At 42.7% G+C, this 16,689-nt stretch carries 16 protein-coding genes and 1 riboswitch; of the genes, 5 read left to right on the forward strand and 11 right to left on the reverse strand.

Annotated features, from left to right (window positions below):
- Position 1: 1 nt before the first annotated feature.
- The 9 genes from BUQ87_RS13175 to BUQ87_RS13215 all read right to left on the reverse strand — a co-directional run bounded on the left by BUQ87_RS13175 (position 2) and on the right by BUQ87_RS13215 (position 9,053).
- On the reverse strand, positions 2-1,117 hold the full coding sequence (locus BUQ87_RS13175; protein ID WP_038266450.1) for a glycosyltransferase family 4 protein: 1,116 nt from the start codon (positions 1,115-1,117) through the stop codon (positions 2-4).
- Positions 1,118-1,137: 20 nt separating this feature from the next.
- Complete coding sequence (locus BUQ87_RS13180) at positions 1,138-2,529, reverse strand: O-antigen ligase family protein (protein WP_038266452.1); 1,392 nt, start codon at positions 2,527-2,529, stop codon at positions 1,138-1,140.
- Between the two features lie 5 nt (positions 2,530-2,534).
- A complete protein-coding gene (locus tag BUQ87_RS13185) occupies positions 2,535-3,509 on the reverse strand; it encodes a glycosyltransferase (protein ID WP_038266455.1) in 975 nt (324 codons plus the stop codon).
- 111 nt (positions 3,510-3,620) lie between these two features.
- Positions 3,621-4,304 (reverse strand): sugar transferase, encoded by a 684-nt coding sequence (locus tag BUQ87_RS13190; RefSeq protein ID WP_330391366.1) that lies wholly within the window; start codon positions 4,302-4,304, stop codon positions 3,621-3,623.
- A 54-nt stretch (positions 4,305-4,358) separates the two neighbouring features.
- Complete coding sequence (locus BUQ87_RS13195; RefSeq protein WP_038266457.1) at positions 4,359-5,687, reverse strand: tyrosine-protein kinase domain-containing protein; 1,329 nt, start codon at positions 5,685-5,687, stop codon at positions 4,359-4,361.
- 193 nt (positions 5,688-5,880) lie between these two features.
- Complete coding sequence (locus BUQ87_RS13200; protein ID WP_038266460.1) at positions 5,881-6,699, reverse strand: MetQ/NlpA family ABC transporter substrate-binding protein; 819 nt, start codon at positions 6,697-6,699, stop codon at positions 5,881-5,883.
- A 152-nt stretch (positions 6,700-6,851) separates the two neighbouring features.
- Positions 6,852-7,511: a methionine ABC transporter permease gene (locus BUQ87_RS13205; RefSeq protein WP_038266462.1), complete on the reverse strand. Its 660-nt coding sequence runs from the start codon at positions 7,509-7,511 to the stop codon at positions 6,852-6,854.
- A complete protein-coding gene (locus tag BUQ87_RS13210) occupies positions 7,486-8,247 on the reverse strand; it encodes a methionine ABC transporter ATP-binding protein (RefSeq protein WP_052636196.1) in 762 nt (253 codons plus the stop codon). Before BUQ87_RS13210 ends, BUQ87_RS13205 begins: the two co-directional genes overlap by 26 nt.
- Before the next feature lie 184 nt (positions 8,248-8,431).
- Positions 8,432-8,540: riboswitch (SAM riboswitch) on the reverse strand.
- A 120-nt stretch (positions 8,541-8,660) separates the two neighbouring features.
- Complete coding sequence (locus BUQ87_RS13215) at positions 8,661-9,053, reverse strand: D-Ala-D-Ala carboxypeptidase family metallohydrolase (RefSeq protein WP_038266467.1); 393 nt, start codon at positions 9,051-9,053, stop codon at positions 8,661-8,663.
- 182 nt (positions 9,054-9,235) lie between these two features.
- On the opposite strand from BUQ87_RS13215, the gene BUQ87_RS13220 reads away from it, so the two are divergent.
- Positions 9,236-9,652 (forward strand): HutP family protein, encoded by a 417-nt coding sequence (locus tag BUQ87_RS13220; RefSeq protein WP_038266469.1) that lies wholly within the window; start codon positions 9,236-9,238, stop codon positions 9,650-9,652.
- Positions 9,653-9,727: 75 nt separating this feature from the next.
- On the opposite strand, the gene BUQ87_RS13225 is transcribed toward BUQ87_RS13220, so the two are convergent.
- Positions 9,728-10,687 (reverse strand): diguanylate cyclase domain-containing protein, encoded by a 960-nt coding sequence (locus tag BUQ87_RS13225; RefSeq protein ID WP_038266471.1) that lies wholly within the window; start codon positions 10,685-10,687, stop codon positions 9,728-9,730.
- A gap of 516 nt (positions 10,688-11,203) precedes the next feature.
- Between BUQ87_RS13225 and BUQ87_RS13230 the strand changes: the two genes are divergently transcribed.
- The 4 genes from BUQ87_RS13230 to BUQ87_RS13245 all read left to right on the forward strand — a co-directional run bounded on the left by BUQ87_RS13230 (position 11,204) and on the right by BUQ87_RS13245 (position 14,581).
- Positions 11,204-12,220 (forward strand): ABC transporter substrate-binding protein, encoded by a 1,017-nt coding sequence (locus BUQ87_RS13230; protein ID WP_038266472.1) that lies wholly within the window; start codon positions 11,204-11,206, stop codon positions 12,218-12,220.
- A gap of 2 nt (positions 12,221-12,222) precedes the next feature.
- Positions 12,223-13,131, forward strand: a complete 909-nt coding sequence (locus BUQ87_RS13235) for an ABC transporter permease (protein ID WP_330391367.1) — start codon at positions 12,223-12,225, stop codon at positions 13,129-13,131.
- Positions 13,094-13,888: an ABC transporter ATP-binding protein gene (locus BUQ87_RS13240; protein ID WP_038266612.1), complete on the forward strand. Its 795-nt coding sequence runs from the start codon at positions 13,094-13,096 to the stop codon at positions 13,886-13,888. The genes BUQ87_RS13235 and BUQ87_RS13240 overlap by 38 nt, the downstream gene beginning before the upstream one ends.
- Positions 13,889-13,981: 93 nt before the next feature.
- A complete protein-coding gene (locus BUQ87_RS13245; RefSeq protein WP_038266475.1) occupies positions 13,982-14,581 on the forward strand; it encodes a TetR/AcrR family transcriptional regulator in 600 nt (199 codons plus the stop codon).
- 101 nt (positions 14,582-14,682) lie between these two features.
- On the opposite strand, the gene BUQ87_RS13250 is transcribed toward BUQ87_RS13245, so the two are convergent.
- Positions 14,683-16,326: a sensor domain-containing diguanylate cyclase gene (locus BUQ87_RS13250; RefSeq protein WP_038266477.1), complete on the reverse strand. Its 1,644-nt coding sequence runs from the start codon at positions 16,324-16,326 to the stop codon at positions 14,683-14,685.
- Between the last annotated feature and the right edge of the window lie 363 nt (positions 16,327-16,689).

Consider the following 16,689-nt stretch of genomic DNA (forward strand, 5'->3'; position numbering starts at 1 on the left):
ATCACTTCCCCCTGTCTCGAATCGAGCTGTAAAGCCTTGATGTAAGCAGTGCTGAATTTTCCCAGCTGTATTTGCTTTCAACAAGCCTTTCTATCACCCCTTTATATGCGGTTTTTTTGCAATCGTCCATATTTATGAATTCAATCATCTTGTTTGCAAGGTCTTCATGGTCTTCGCTCTTGAATATGAGCCCTGTCATTCCTCCTTCAGTCTCTTCGACAAATGTGGGTATGTCGCTTACTATGACGGGCATGCCGAATGTATAGCTCAAAAGAAGCGCCCCGCTTCCATACACATTCGTATATGGAAATACGCATGCATCGGCGGATTCCATCATACTCGCAAGTTCCTCCGAAGGCAGGAATCCATTTATAAATTCAACGCAGTCCTCTACACCTTCGTTTTTTATAAGCTCCTCAAAGTCGAATTCATACTCCTGCTTCCCCGCTATTACCACATGGAACCTTCCCCTGCTCTGCTTTGCGGCGGCTCCCGCCGCCCTTACAAGTATTTCAGCTCCCTTATACTTTCTTATCTTGCCTATTTGAATGAATTTTACGATTCCATCACTGCCTCTGGTCTTTTTCATTCCCATTTCTTTGTAAAAATCATAGGTTCCATGGTATACCACATTAATCTTTTTGCCTGCCAAAGCAAATCTCTTCTTCAATACATCAGCCGTCGCATTGTTGTGGACTACGAGGGCATCGCTTAAATAGTACATTATCCTGTAAAAAAAACTGTCCATAATTCCGGCTTCATGCGGAATCACGTTGTGAACGGTGTGAACAACTTTTATTCCCATAAGCCTTAAAATTGCATACATGAGTATCTCGACATATGCGATCCTAAACGTCTGCACATGTATTATGTCATACCTTCCAAAGGCTGCCTCGCAAAATGTCCCGATAATGCTCCTGATGTAAATCGCTACTCTTTTTAAAAGGGGATGCCCATATCCACAAAGGACCTTCTTGCACAGGTAGGTCTCATCGTTTTGAATCTTGGAATTATCCACAGTAAGCAGTGTCAATTCCACATGTTTTGAAAGATTTTTGCAAAGCTCCATGCTGTACTCATTTCCAGCTGAAAAATGTTCTATCATAAGCACCTTCATGATTTCACCCCCCTTCGAAATTATGCCTGTCCAATTTTGACGTCTCTTTTATTTTCCAATATCCCTTCGCTCATGCATATTGCAAGTATTGTGTAAAATGTCATATTGGGACTTTCGAATACAAATATCGTGGGCATTGTAATTACGATGTACAATGTAAGAAGCAAGAGCATATATGAACCGCTCTCCCTAACAGCCCTTATTGAAATACGTGCCATGCTGAACAAGAAAAGCGCCACCCAGATTATGCCGACCCCTCCGAAATAGAAGAAAAAAGCAAACACCCCTATGTCTGAAAGATAAAATTTATGTCTCGTTCCAATGGCGCTGTTTGACTGTGGATGCAGTTCGTTCAGCACACCCCTTCCAATCACCGGATTCTCAAGCGCCTGATTCATATAAAACTTCATCTCATCCAGCCTGACGTCATAGTTTCCCGCTTTCGAAGAAATCTCGTCCACAGTGAGCTTGTACATGCTGCTTGCAATTGACTCCTGCATGTATATTCCATTTACAAATAATATCATCGCAGCAAAGTAAATAATCCAAAGCCTCGAGTACCTTTTTTGCAAAAACCAGAAAACACCTGCCGAAATCACAAGGCCCAAAAGTACAGTCCTTGTCTTTATCATAACCGTAAGCATTGCAATCTCCAAAACGGCCATTGACAGGAATTTAAAAGAATGTTCTCTACTCTGGGCCATTTGGGACAGGGATATGAAAAAGCTCATCACTATAAGTCCTATTTCTATTCTAAGCCTTGTCTGTCCAAACCTTTCTATATATTCAATACCCAATATTTGAACCCTATCCATCAAAAAATACTGGGCGAAGTACATAATGCATAAAACAAACCCGCCATACATTATTGCGCCCTTTGCCCATTTTCTGGCCTTTTCCTCCCTCATGATCTCCCTTAGCGGAAAATATGATGCAAAAATCAAAAATGCCCTCGAAGCCCTAAGCCCAAGCTCTATAGGCTGCGAGTATATCCTCATGCTGTTTACAGCCGCCATAGCTACAAGCGCAAACATCGCCAGCACATATTTAGAAAAAACTCCCCCGTCCATATCTTCCCTGCCTTCATTCTTGAGCTTTCCAATCATCCAGTTCGCGCCCATAGCAAAGATTATAATAAGCGCTGCGTCTACATACAGCCTGGTTTTAAATCCGGTCTGGGGCACTATCAAAAAAACCATGTTTTCCAGCATGAATATTATGCCCACTATCGCAAGCCTTGGCTGCTTCATCGCCAAAGCCAGCGCTCCGGCGCCCATCAGCCCTATCGCCAAAAGAGTGTGCATAGCCCCCATGTAACTCATAAACGCACTTGCCAGAACCACTATTATTCCTGCTGTATATTTGTTCTTAAAAATAATTCCCGGATACGATGCCCCCGCTGACCTTTCCATTTCTTTCACCCCCTTCCCACCATGTTTTTCAAAGGAAAATATATCTTTTCATACATTGTGAATCCAATCCTCGCAAGTGCGATTTCAAGCGCGCTCGCCCCCATGTACTCCTTGTGGTAATAAAGGCTTGAATCCAGCTTGATCTTTTGAGTTTTTATATACTTGAATGATTTTTCAGTGCTGGCTCCATGCTCGTGAACTATTGAGCATTCGTCCACGTAATATGTCCTGTAACCCTTTTTAGCCAGCCTTTCCGAGAGTATCATCTCCTCGCCGTAAAGAAATGTCTTCTCATCAAACATCCCGGCTTCTAAAAACGCCCTGCTTTTTACGGCCATGAACGAACCCATCACCCTGTATACGTAGCCGCTTTTGTCCCTTATGTCCTTGTCTGTGAATATGTTGTCCACGCCCACAATCCTGTTTACAACAGTCATCGCAGGCCAGAAAAGATACGGGAATATGTACATCTTCCAAACCCCCAGCTTTCTGTGCGGAGACTGCCTGAGTCCATCGATTCCGGTTATCCTCGGGCCCGTAACGGCAATGCTTTCATCTTCTCTCATTGGATTCACAAGGTCTTCCAGCGAAAAATCCCCTTCGAATATTATATCGTTGTTTGAAAACAGCATATATTCATCTCCAAACACCTCCATCGCCGCCCTGGCTCCAATATTGTTTCCTTTTGCATATCCGCCGTTTTCAGCCGACTTCAGCAGCAAGAGTCCTCCCCTTTCCCCCTTCATGTGTGCCTCATCAGATACACTCCTTTCAATACCAGCCCTTCCTTTGCCGCTAATTTGGAACATGCCGCTTTTTTCAAATATCTCCTTTAGCATTTCAAAATTGCCGTCATCTACAGAATTGTCCACAACCACTATATTTATGTCCCCACTGCAGACAAGTCTTTCATAGGCATCCCTCACAAACTGCATGGTTCTTTCGTAAGAGTTGTAGTCTATTATTATGCAGCTGACCATAAAATCGCCCCCTGACAATGCTCATATATTTTGAAACAGCCATATTGCTCTTGAAAGCTGAATATGGCTGTTTTAAAAAAATCAAATTGTTATACCTTGCCCTCGTCATTCCTATGAAGCCGAATTGCTGTCATTCAAAAGCGCCGGTACCGTTTTCAGTATTATAGTCATGTCAGTCCACAGACATCTTTCCCTTATATATTTAATATCCAGCGCAACCCTTTCATCAAAATTTGATATGCTGTCCCGTCCGCTTATCTGCCAGTAGCAGGTCAGTCCGGGCTTTACGCACAGCCTTTGCATCTGGAATTCAGTGTAGCTTTCTACCTCTCTTGGAAGAGGCGGTCTTGGCCCGACTATGCTCATATCACCCATGATTATGTTTATGAGCTGAGGAATCTCGTCTATGCTGGTCTTTCTTATGAATTTTCCCGTCCTTGTAACCCTCGGGTCGTCTTTCATCTTGAATACCGGCCCTGAGAGTTCATTCTTATCCATAAGTTTTTCTACAAGCTGCTCGGCATCTGTAACCATGGATCTGAACTTATACATTTTAAAGGTCTTTCCATTCTTGCCGACCCTCATCTGCTTGAATATTACAGGCCCATTCGGGTCTTCCGCCTTTATGGCCAGTGCAGCCAGAATGAAAAGAGGAAAGAAAAACACTATCCCTGCAAGAGAAAGAATTATGTCCATTATTCGCTTTGACACGATATACCCCTTGGTGTCCATATCATATTCTTTTGCAATGCTGCATTTTCCCATCTTCTCCTGAAACTCCTTGACATCCTTCATGCACTCACCCCCTTTGCTTAGCCCTGTATTCCAATAGTGAAATTCCAACTGTATCTATTTGCCGTAATAGCTGTAATACGAGGAAGCCTCGCTTGCCCTGTTGAAAATGGCCCCCATTATCCTCGCATTTACTCCTTCAAGCTGCGCCTTGGCTCTTTTAAGTTCATCTATGTCTACAATTCCAGATGAACACACTATCACTGCGGCATCACTGAATGTAGAAACTATGCTCGCATCCGTCACTGCAGTTGCCGGAGGGGTGTCTACTATTATATAGTCATAGTCATTTTCAATTTTTCTTATAAGCTCCCTTATTCTCTCTGACTGGAGCAGTTCAGCCGGATTTTGCACAGAGTTTCCGGCAGTCATTATGTGGAGGTTTTCTATGTGTGTCTCTTTTACAAACTCCCTGTAATCCCTCTTTGACATAAGCGCATCTGTTATCCCCACTGTGTTGGAAAGCCCGAAAACCTTCGCAAGCCTCGGCTTTCTAAAATCGCAGTCAAACAGCATCACTTTTTTTCCTATCCCGCAAAGCGCCGTTGCCATGTTCGCGCTCACAAGAGTCTTTCCCTCTCCCGGAATGGAGCTTGTAAAAAGTATTGTCTTTATATTCTGGTCAATGTTTGCAAACTGCATGTTTGTCCGTATGCTCCTGAAGGCTTCTGCACCCGGAGATTTCGGGCTCGTCTTTATGACTAGCTCCGCCCCCTTTTCTCCTGACATTTTCAGCTTAGGAACACTTCCTATGACGCTTATTCCAATCCCGTTTTGAATGTCTTCAGCAGATCTGACCGCATTGTCGAAATATTCAAGCACATATACCACAAGCAGTCCTCCCATTATCCCGAAAAACACTCCTGCAGCCATGTTCAAAATCTTGTCGGGCTTTGAGGGAACTGCAGGTATCTTCGCGTAGTCTATCACCCTAACATTTTCGTCATTCATTATTCTGAATATCTCTTCCTTGAAAACCTGTGCAATCTCGTTTGCTATAGCCGCCGCAAGAGCCGGATCGGTGCTGCTTGCCGATATCTTTAGCACCTCAGTCTCGTCCACCTGGTCTATTTTGACCTTTTTCAAAAGTTTTTGCGGACTCACTCTGAGATTCAGGTTTTTTATAGTCCTTTCCATTACCGTCTCTGATTTTGCGACCACGGCATATGTGTCCACAAGCTTTTGGCTTATTATGTATGATTCATAGTCTATATAGTTTTCATTGTCTCCCCTGGCCTTGTTGACCATGAGCGTCGTATAGCTTGAATATTCAGGCTCTGATACATAAAAAGTCATTACAGCGCTTACTGCAACCGAAACTGCCAATACCATGAAAAACAGCCATTTCCTTCTCTTGAAAATCCCTATATATTTTTTACCGTTCAATTTATACCCCCCTTTTTTGTTTTTTAATATAAAACCCTTCTTAATTTATAAATACCCAAAATAGGCACTTATATGTTCTATATACTTGAAAAACACGCCTTTTAAACAATTTTGTCGAATATTATTTTAAATACCCTTTTAGTCACAATAAAAAACGGCATGCTTATTTAAGCATGCCGGGAATTTCTCTTTACTAGAATGCAGGTATTATTGCTCCCTCGTACTTTTCCTCTATGAATTTTTTAACCTCTTCAGAGTTTAGCACTTCCATAAGAGTTTTTATGTCTTCTCTTTCTGTGTCCCCGTCTCTTACAGTCACTATGTTTGCATAAGGAGAATCCTTTCCTTCAATGAACAGCGAATCATTCAGCGGATTCATTCCGGCCTTGAGAGCATAGTTTGTGTTTATAACCGCAAGCTCCACGTCGTCGAGAACCCTTGGAAGCTGAGCCGCATCAAGCTCCTTGAAGCTAAGGTTCTTTTCATTTTTTACAATGTCGTTTGGAGTCTGGCTCAGACTTGCGTTATCCTTAAGCTCTATTATTCCCTGGCTTTGAAGCAGAAGAAGAGCCCTTCCCTCATTTGTAGGGTCGTTTGGAATTGCAACTGCAGCTCCGTCTTCAAGAGCCTGCAAATCTTTTATGCTTTTTGAATATCCCGCCATAGGCTCCACATGAACATTGCCTGCAGAGACAATTTCTATATTGTTCTTTGCAGCAAAATCATCCATGTACGGAGCATGCTGGAAGAAGTTTGCATCTAGCTCGCCTTCTGAAAGTGCAAGGTTTGGTGTTACATAGTCGTTAAACTCCTTTATTTCAAGCTTTATTCCCTTTTCCTCAAGCTGAGGCTTTATAAATTCAAGAATTTCAGAATGAGGAACCGGCGTAGCCCCCACAACAAGTGTCTTTTCCTGCGATGCTGGCGCGGCATCCTCGCCTTTAGCTGTGCATCCCGCAAGCAAAGTCACAGACAGTGCAATTAATAGTGCTGATTTCAATAGTTTTTTCATTTCAATATCCTCCTGTTTTATCATTTGTATTTTTCACTTCATATGCATTATGTATTTTTCAATACACTCATAACGTTTATTCATTAAAGCATGTCCAAAGCGCAAGGCGTCCTGGCGTTCACACCTCACATGCCTGCAATATATAAGTCACATTACCTCTTGTCAAATTTGGCGCTGAGCATGTTGCCCCCCGCCTGAATGGCCTGAACCATAACTATAAGTACTATTATTGTAGCGACCAGCACATCCGTTTCAAACCTCTGGTAGCCGTATCTTATTGCAAGGTCTCCTATTCCTCCCCCACCTATGGCTCCAGCCATTGCAGAATATCCAAGTATGTTTATTATGGTTATTGTCACACCCAGCATTAGCGATGGCAGAGCCTCCGGAAGCAGCACACTGCTTATTATCTGAAGTCTTGTGGCTCCGCAGGCCATTGCTGCCTCGACCACGCCCTTGTCTACCTCCTTTAGAGAGCTTTCAACCACCCTTGCAACAAAAGGCGCAGCTGCTATTGAAAGTGGAACTATTGCTGCCGTAGAGCCTATGCTCGTTCCCACTATAAGCCTTGAAAGCGGGAATATTGCAATAATAAGTATTATGAACGGCAGCGACCTTGCCGTATTTACGGCAAACCCTATCACCGAGTTAAGCCTTGGCATGGGCATTATATTGTCCTTTTCAGTCACTATGAGCACAACCCCCAGCGCAAATCCGCTTATGCAGGCGAAGACAGTTGAAAATAAAACCATGTAAAGAGTCTCCCAAAGAGACGGTACCATCAAACTATACAGCTTCTGCAGCTCTAACATCGCCTGTCACCTCCAAAAATCTTCTCGCGGTATTGCTCTGCGGAGCCTTTATAAGCTCTTTTATCCCCTTTTCCTCTGCAACTATGCCCTTTTCAAGCACAGCAACCCTCGTGCACACCTTCTTTATGACGTCCATCTCATGTGTTATTATGACTACTGTTATGCCCAGCTTATTGTTTATGTCCCTTATCAGGGAGAGTATTGAGTCTGTTGTGCTTGGATCTAGCGCCGAAGTCGCCTCGTCGCAAAGAAGTATGTCCGGGCTGTTTGCAAGGGCCCTTGCTATTCCGACCCTTTGCTTTTCACCTCCTGAAAGCTGGGAAGGATATGAGTTTGCCTTTTGAGAAAGGTTTACAGTTTGGAGAAGGCTTTCAACCCTTTCCCTTATCTCCTCTTTGCTCTTTTTGGCTATTCTCATCGGAAAAGCTATGTTGTCAAATACAGTTGAGTTCATAAGGAGGTTGAAATGCTGAAAAACCATTCCTATCTTTTTTCTCTTTTCCCTTATCTGGGACTCGCTGAGTGAAGTCATGTCCACTCCGTCTATTTTAACACTTCCGCTTGTAGGCCTTTCCAGCATGTTTATGCACCTTAAAAGCGATGACTTTCCGGCTCCCGAAAGCCCTATTATGCCGTATATCTCACCGTCTTCTATCGTAAGGCTTATGTCGCTTAGCGCCTTGAAATCCCCCTCTGATGAGCTGTAAACCTTGCTTAGTCCAGTTATGCTTATCATTACATACACCTCTTTCCATTTTTTATATATTTTGTAAGTAAATTTTTGCAACTTTCCCCAAAAGCCGCCATTCCCGCCGCATACTGCATGACCTTGAAGGTTTTGTAAAATGCAAAGGCCTCCTTCGATAAGAAGGAGGCCCATAAAAAAAACCCCTCGAAAGAGGGGTGTATGCTCGCATCACTACTCATCTTTCAGCCGATTAAAGCTGCTGGATTTAGCACCATGACACAGTATGTCGTGTCGGTTGCCGGGCTTCACAGGGCCAGTCCCTCTGCCACTCTTGATAAGTTTATATTCATTTTTTACGTTCAAACGAGTACTTGCATCCTGTATACTTCGCTTGCTCGATAAAAAGAGTATATTCCATTACAGTTTGAATGTCAACAGTTATTATTAATTTTTTATGGGTTTTAAGCTCTCCATATGTCATATGCCCTTCCCAATCTGTTTACAAGGCTCTTTCTAACGTCAACATGTACAAAATTCTCGTATATCCCCACTCCCCTAAAGCCAAGCCTTATCGCAGCTGCCGCAATTTTATCGCTCCCAATGCCAACCACCTTTATGTCAGCCGCCCTTCCGTATATGTGCTGGGAGTTTTCAGCCCCTCCCACCATATCGTTGTAGCTCCTTGTCCTGTATCCGCTTGTTATCACTATAGGCCTTTTGAAATAATCCCTGAGCCCTTGGAGCCTTCTTACAAGCTCCATGTCAAACAGAACCCGTCCCCCGCCGCCCTTGCACGCAAATTCAGAAACGCAAAAATTAGCGGAAAGCTTAACATCCTTTTCAAGCATATACATATCACGCACCTCCAAAATCCCTTTTATATTTAATATTCATTTCAAAGGCAAAACCTATACAAGTTTTTTGTGAGTATGTGATTACACTCAAAATAATGTGATATAATCTTAATTATATGTACAGCTTTTTCCAAATGAAACCCAATAGCCCATAGCTTAAAATAAAATCCAGGGAGGTTCATATGTCAAAGAGCACAGATGTTACAAAAGCCTCTGTAAAAATCGCCATATCTTCAAGGGACGAAGAGGACAAACTCGTAAGAGAGTTTAAAAAAGAAGGCATAATATCCACAGGAGTTGACATCGGAGGAAATCTCTTGAATTCAATTCCAAAAATAATCGAAAGAGCGCTGGTTGCGGCAAAGAGAACGGGCGTCATAAGCGACTGCCATGTTCACGAGGGAGCAGTTATAGGCGCCACCAGAGAGACCATAAATCAGGTTTCAGAAAAAGCCACGGGATTTAATGTGGGAGGAAAAATCGGAATAGCTCGTTCAGGAGAACACATAAGCATATGCCTGTTTTTAAGCATAGGAGTGCTTCATCTAGATGATATTGTAATAGGGCTTGCCCACAGGTCAATACCAGACAACTGCTAACAAAATAGCCCGGGACACAAACTTGTAAAGTTTAACAATCCCGGGCTATTTTATATTTATATTCAAATTGCAATATCAGTCTCTGTAAAACCCTGCGCTGCAGCTGACTGCAGTTATGCATTCCAGGCCGCTGCTTTTCTTCTCGCTGTACATCTCCACATCAGCAGCCCTTATAAGAGAATTAAAATCAGACCCGTCCTCGGGATACACGCTCATTCCCATGCTGCATTTTATCTCTATCCATTTCCCGTCTATGCTAAATGGATTTTCAAAGCATCTTATTATGCGCTTTGCAATTATGCGCGCAGCCTCCTTGTCTTTTATGCCCGATAGAATTATACCAAATTCATCTCCGCCAAACCTTGCCGCAAAATCATTTCCCCTTACGGATTTTTTAAGCCTTTTTCCCACCATACTTAAAAGCTTGTCCCCTGTGACATGTCCAAAATCATCATTTATCCTTTTGAAATTATCCATGTCTATGAATATGAGTACAAACTCGGAGTTTTCACGGTCGGCTCTTTTCATCTCCTCTTCGATTCGCATCTTTAAAAACCTCTTGTTTGGAAGCTCCGTAAGCTCGTCGTGAAGAGCCATTTGAAAATACTTTCTGACCGCGGGATGTTCTTCCCCATATTCCTCATCATACTCGCCCTGCGGAAACACAGTTACATTCAAGACTATGTTTTCTCCTATTTCAACAGGCACCGCCAGTACTTTCACCTCGACTGTCGAAGCATCGCAAAGCCTGTGCCTTGTGTTGGACATCTGTCTCCCTTCCATTACAAACCTCACTTTGCTGGGCACGCTTTCAAAATCACCCGTATCTATAGCATCCAAGGGCTTTCCTATAATTTCATCTCTGGAGTAACCATAAAAATCCTCCGCCGCCTTGTTTGCCTCAACGAGAGTCTGAGTGTTGGGATCCACAATAAACATCACATTGGGATTTGCATAAAAAAGCATCTTGTACATCTCATCATCGACATTTACCACTTTACCGGCACCTTTATGTCTCTTTTCAAAATCATCCATATAAGTCCCCCCTTGGACAAACAACCCTTTTTAACCCCTCTGATATATATAGTAATTTATTCCTATTGCAATAATTAAAATTCGCAATTGTGCGAATATGGTAATTTAATTTTATCATATCCGATGGCTTTGTTACAGTCTCAAAAAATATGAATTTTACGAGCTATAACGACATTTTTCAACCGCTTTGTTCTTTTTTATTTCATACCCAAGTCTGTATTTTCAAATATGTTTTTTCTATAAATTATATGTCTGTCCAAGCCCCCATTTATCTATCGCTTTTTTGCCAGTTTTCCACATTCACGCCACATAGTATTTTGATAATTCTATCACTATGCGGTTTCACACTTGACTTTACTGTATACAGGATATATAATCGTTTGAAACGGTAGAGTTTTTGTAGCGCCGCAGGCCGCGGCAGTAGGAATTTGTAGAATTTGTAGGATTTGCATAAGCAAATTGGACTTGCTTTTTCAGTAGAATATTTTAAAACTTAATCTTTAGGAGGATGGTAGTATGGCTAGGAAACTTATCTCTATTTTTTGTGTTACTCTTCTTTTAAGTCTGTCGGTGCTTACAGGTTGTTCAAACGACCAGGAGGCTTCCAGCGGCAGTTCCGATTCAAATTCAAGTGAAACTTACAGCATAGGAATATCCCAGATAGTGGAGCACCCCGCTCTTGACTCTTCAAGACAGGGAATAATAGACGCTCTTGCCGAGGAAGGTTTTGTGGAAGGTAAAAACCTCGACATTGAGTTCCAAAACGCTCAGGGCGACATGCCTACGGCTCAGACAATAGCCGACGGCTTTGTGTCTTCCAAAAAGGACATGATAGTGGCAATTGCAACTCCATGTGCCCAGACAGCCCTTAACGCCACGAAAGACATTCCTATAATAGTCACGGCAATAACAGATCCTGTAGGTGCGGGACTTGTAAACTCACTTGAAAAACCAGGCGGAAATGTCACAGGAACAAGCGATGCGACCCCGATTGACAAGCAATTTTCTCTTATAAAATCTCTTATTCCAAATGCAAAGAAAATAGGAATCATATATAACACAAGTGAAGCAAATTCAGTAGTACAGGTTGAAAACGCCAAAAAGGCGGCGCAGGAGCTTGGCTTTGAGATAGTGGAGGCTGGAATAACAAGCGTAAACGACATTGACCAGACTCTTAATTCAATACTTCCTCAAATAGACGTGCTTTACACTCCTGCAGACAACATGGTTGCATCTGCAATGGCCCTTATATCGAACAAGTGCACTGAAAAGGGCAAGGCTGTAATAGGCGCGGAGGAAGGCCATGTCAAGGGCGGCGCTCTTGCAACAGAGGGCATTGACTACTACACACTTGGACTTCAGACAGGAAAGATAGCCGCAAGAGTTCTTAATGGCGAAAATCCTGGCGACATACCGGTTTCCCTTCTCGAGGAGACATCACTTGTGATAAACGAAAAAACAGCCAAGGCCCTGGGACTACAGATTCCTCAGGACATTCTGGAAAGAGCTGAGATTTTAAAAGGAGATGAATAAGAGTGCTGGACTTTTCTATAAATGTACTTCAGCAGGGACTGATATTTTCAATAATGGTTCTCGGAGTATATATAACATACAAGATACTTGATTTCCCGGATCTTTCGGTTGACGGAAGCTTTGTCACAGGGGCCGCGATATGCGCGGCCCTTCTGCCTAAGGGAATAAACCCGATAATCGTCTGCCTAGTGGCATTTGCCGCGGGCACGCTCGCAGGTCTTGCAACAGGAATACTTCACGTGAAGCTTAAAATTACAAACCTGCTTTCGGGAATACTGGTAATGATAGGGCTTTACTCCATAAACCTTAGAATAATGGGAAAGTCGAACATTCCCCTTTTCAACGAGACCACACTATTTTCAAACGGCATTCATCCGCTTGTTGTAATAGCCATAATTGCAGTTTCCTCAAAACTCCTGCTTGATTTTTTACTCTCAACAAAGCTCGGTTTTTTGATAGTGGCTACTGGAGACAACCCGGACATGGTTACATCACTTGGAATAGACACTGGAAAGATGAAAATACTTGCACTTATGCTCTCAAACGGGCTTGTGGCGCTTTCAGGAGCTGTAATGGCCCAGTACCAGAGATTTTCAGACGTTGGAATGGGAACGGGCATAGTCGTAATGGGGCTTGCCTCGATAATATTCGGAGAGGCCATATTCAAAAGGCTGCCTTTTATAATACCTACGACAATGGCTCTTTTAGGTTCGATAATGTACAGGCTCAGCATAGGAGCCGCACTCAGGATGGGGCTTTCCCCGACTGACCTGAAGCTTGTGACATGCATTATAATAGTTGCCGCGCTTTCGGCAGGCAATCTAGGCCAGGTCAAGGGCCTGAAATCAATTTTTTCAAAAGGGGGGCTTTTCGGTGCTAAGACTAAAAGATCTGTCCAAAACATTCAATAAGGGTACAGTAAACGAAAACAGGCTGTTTGACGGACTTTCCCTGGATGTTTCAAAAGGCGATTTCATAACCGTAATAGGCGGAAACGGAGCCGGAAAATCAACCTTGCTCAATATGATATCCGGAAAGCTCCATCCCGATGCGGGAGCAATATACATGAACGGCAATGACATTACGGATTCACTTGAATTCCAAAGGTCAAACACAATGGCAAGGGTGTTTCAGGACCCTTCAAAGGGGACATGCCCTTCCATGAGCATACTGGAAAACATGTCCCTTGCATACAACAAGGGAAAGGCTTACGGCCTTACAAAAGGTGTATGCAAGGACAAGACAGAGCTTTTCAAAGAGCTTCTCTCCAGAATAGGCATAGGGCTTGAGGACAAGCTTCACACAAAGGTAAGCCTTCTTTCAGGAGGGCAAAGACAGGCCCTCTCGCTTATAATGTCTACAATGAACGAGCCTGAGCTTCTTCTGCTGGACGAGCATACAGCCGCACTCGACCCCAAGACGTCCGAGGTAATTATAAATCTTACAAGGGACATAGTTTGCGAAAAAGAAATAACCACAATAATGGTGACCCATAATATGAAACATGCAATTTCAATGGGCTCAAGGCTTCTCATGATGCAAAGGGGCCAAGTAGTCGTAGACGTGGGCGGCGAGGACAAGCAAAGCCTCACGCAAGAAAAGCTTCTTCAGATGTTCGAAGAGGCAACCGGCTGCGGCGAAGTGAATGATAGGATGCTTTTATCCTAAATCCATCAAATACGCCATATGTCAAAGCAGCCGCAACAAGCGGCTGCTTTTTTGCTATACTATAAATATAAAAATTCAAAGAAGGTGCAAATCATGAGCAAAGTAAATAAAAAGCAAATTGCCAGGAGGAAAAATATTATAAAAACAGCAGCCGGTTTGATGAATGTGGTTGGTTTTGAAAACCTTACAGTCCGCATGATTTGTGATGCTGCCAATATTTCTCCCGGAACGTTTTATCATTACTTTGACAACAAGTCGGATTTGATTATAGAACTATTCTCTTTGATTGACGATTATTTTGAAGAAAATGTCTTGGGCAGATTGGAAGATGAAAATGAACTTGTAAATATAATCACATTCTGCAAGAGCTTTTCTGAGTTCGTAACTCAAACCGGCGTGGCAAAAAGCAAGTTCATGAACTCCATGTTTCCTCCCTACAGCGAAGGGGGCCGCCATGAAGAGAGCGGCCGCATACTGTACAGGGAATTAAACTCAATAATAACAAGGGGACAGGAAAAAGGACAAGTCACCACTGAATATGAGCCTGATCAGCTGGTTGAAATAATACTTGTTCTTCTAAGAGGCTACTGCTTTGACTGGGCAAGGCGTGAAGGCGCGTATGATTTGGTGAAATACACCGAGGACATGATATCGCTATTTATAGGAGGTCTTAAGGCTTGCCGCGACATATAAAGTTCACCGTATTTAAAAAGCCTTTAAGAATCAGGCCTGATTCTTAAAGGCTTTTTTGTTTACAAGTCATTCATTGTCTATAACCGCCAAATAAGTTTATTTTATGCCATTTCTTTAGGAGCTTCTGATCCAATGTCTGCTTCAGGCCTTTTTCTTATGACCTCAAGATTTCTCTTTATCCTCGCCTTTTCTTCATACATCTTCTCGTCTGCAGATTTCACAAGCACATCCACTTCATACGAATCCCTAGTGCTGAACTCCTCTACTCCGTGGCTTGCGCTTATTACATAGTCCCTGCCTTCACTGGCGTTTATGTTTTCTATCTCATTGTAAATCCTGGCCCATACCTTTTCCGCCTCTTCTGCCTTTGAATTAGGAAAGACTATTAAAAATTCGTCTCCTCCCCATCTGGCCACAAAATCAAGGCTTCTTATATTGCTTGAAAATACATCGGCAGAAGTTCTTATCAGCTCGTCTCCCTTTTCATGGCCCAGTATGTCGTTTACGCTCTTCAGGCCGTTTATGTCTACAAAACATACGCTTAGGGGCTCCTCCCTAATTTTTGACTCCCTTATTTTTTCCGTAAGCAGCTTCATTCCGCTTCCCCTGTTATACACACCTGTAAGACCGTCATACGTGGCATGTATCCTTATTTCTTCTTCCGCCAATCTGTTTTGCATGTACAAAAATACTATCAAAAGCGCTACTGCTGAAATTATTCCCAATACAGTCTTTTTATCCGAAATTTGGCCCATAGTCGCCATAAATTCACTTTCAGTTGCATAGAATGCAGTGCTTGCAGGCACATATGACACTATTTTCCAGTGTCTGTCGTCTTTTTCTGTAGCGTCTAAATCCATGCCTTTACCGTGCACATGCACCGTATCGAATGTAAACAATCCCCGTTCCGTGTAAAACTGGCCGCTTTCATCCTCTTTTATGCTGTTCCATTCTTTCTCAAACTCGTTGGCAAAACTTACCTGTTTGCCGTCCTCATACATGAAAGCCCACTGCTTCTCCTTCTCATCCGAAACAATCCAGTAGCCGTTTTCGTCAAGCCAGAATGCCCTTCCTCCGGACCTTGAAATCGTGCCTTCATATCCGTCTATGACGTTTTGGGCAATATAGTTTAGAATCACTACCCCGCGCTTTTGTCCATTTAAGTCAAATGCGGGGACTGCAAATCTTATCATTGGCTTTATGGGCTCTTCTATTTCTCCGTTTTCAATATTGAGGTCAAGGGGTGAAACGTAAAAGTCCGATTCATCCAGTGCTATCGAGTACTCAAAATAATATCTGTCCGCCTTGTTTTGGAGTTTGCTTATAGGCACAATTGAAGGCCTGCCCTCATTGTAGTTTATCCTGACTATCTCATTGCCGTCGTTGTCTATGAACCTAAGCTGGTCGTATATGCCTTTTTCCTTTGAAAACGCCAGCAGCTGATGCTCAATACCTTCCCTTTTCATACTGTCCAGAAGAAATTCCTGCATTATCCAGCTTTCCTTTATGTACATCATGTCAGATACAATTCCATACAGACTTGCCTCTATCATTTTCTTTTGCATGTCCACAATGTTTTTTTCACTTTCCCTTAAAACAAATCTTTTAGTCTTTATATCATTATGTTCCACAATATACATTATCGAAAAAAATACGATCATGCAAATTGCAAAATATGATATAAATTTAGTTATATTGCCTTTGACATCCAATTTGAACAGGCTCATTCTACTTTTCAATCCCAATTCAAAATCCCCCCCGCAAACCATTATGATTCTTATCAAATAGTATTACACTTATTGTAACATATAGAAAATCCCTCTGATAAGCTATGTCCATACATTTTTGAATAAATCTCAAGTGGAGCTATTTATATTACGGCAATAATGCAATAAGGATGGTGAACTCTAAAATCACAGTTCCCCATCCTTATGTTTATGTTGCTCCATTTTTACACTTTTGATGTTTCCCCTGCGCCGTCGGCTAAAAACCTACTGTGGAAGCTCGAGCACCCTGAAGCTCTCCACCGGTATCTTTTGAAGATATACATAAGGGTCATTTGGCATTAGCCCCTCATATGAATTCCCGCTTGCGCTTATGGGGTTTAC

Source organism: Peptoclostridium litorale DSM 5388 (genome assembly GCF_900141635.1).
In the GTDB taxonomy this organism is placed as follows: domain Bacteria; phylum Bacillota; class Clostridia; order Peptostreptococcales; family Peptostreptococcaceae; genus Peptoclostridium; species Peptoclostridium litorale.

Bases quoted from the DNA above. Each gene is read 5' to 3' on its own strand.
- BUQ87_RS13175 (WP_038266450.1), bottom strand. From the start codon at position 1,117: ATGAAGGTGCTTATGATAGAACATTTTTCAGCTGGAAATGAGTACAGC.
- BUQ87_RS13190 (WP_330391366.1), bottom strand. From the start codon at position 4,304: ATGAAGGATGTCAAGGAGTTTCAGGAGAAGATGGGAAAATGCAGCATT.
- BUQ87_RS13200 (WP_038266460.1), bottom strand. From the start codon at position 6,699: ATGAAAAAACTATTGAAATCAGCACTATTAATTGCACTGTCTGTGACT.
- BUQ87_RS13220 (WP_038266469.1), top strand. From the start codon at position 9,236: ATGTCAAAGAGCACAGATGTTACAAAAGCCTCTGTAAAAATCGCCATA.
- BUQ87_RS13180 (WP_038266452.1), bottom strand. From the start codon at position 2,529: ATGGAAAGGTCAGCGGGGGCATCGTATCCGGGAATTATTTTTAAGAAC.
- BUQ87_RS13210 (WP_052636196.1), bottom strand. From the start codon at position 8,247: ATGATAAGCATAACTGGACTAAGCAAGGTTTACAGCTCATCAGAGGGG.
- BUQ87_RS13205 (WP_038266462.1), bottom strand. From the start codon at position 7,511: ATGTTAGAGCTGCAGAAGCTGTATAGTTTGATGGTACCGTCTCTTTGG.
- BUQ87_RS13215 (WP_038266467.1), bottom strand. From the start codon at position 9,053: ATGTATATGCTTGAAAAGGATGTTAAGCTTTCCGCTAATTTTTGCGTT.
- BUQ87_RS13230 (WP_038266472.1), top strand. From the start codon at position 11,204: ATGGCTAGGAAACTTATCTCTATTTTTTGTGTTACTCTTCTTTTAAGT.
- BUQ87_RS13225 (WP_038266471.1), bottom strand. From the start codon at position 10,687: ATGGATGATTTTGAAAAGAGACATAAAGGTGCCGGTAAAGTGGTAAAT.
- BUQ87_RS13185 (WP_038266455.1), bottom strand. From the start codon at position 3,509: ATGGTCAGCTGCATAATAATAGACTACAACTCTTACGAAAGAACCATG.
- BUQ87_RS13245 (WP_038266475.1), top strand. From the start codon at position 13,982: ATGAGCAAAGTAAATAAAAAGCAAATTGCCAGGAGGAAAAATATTATA.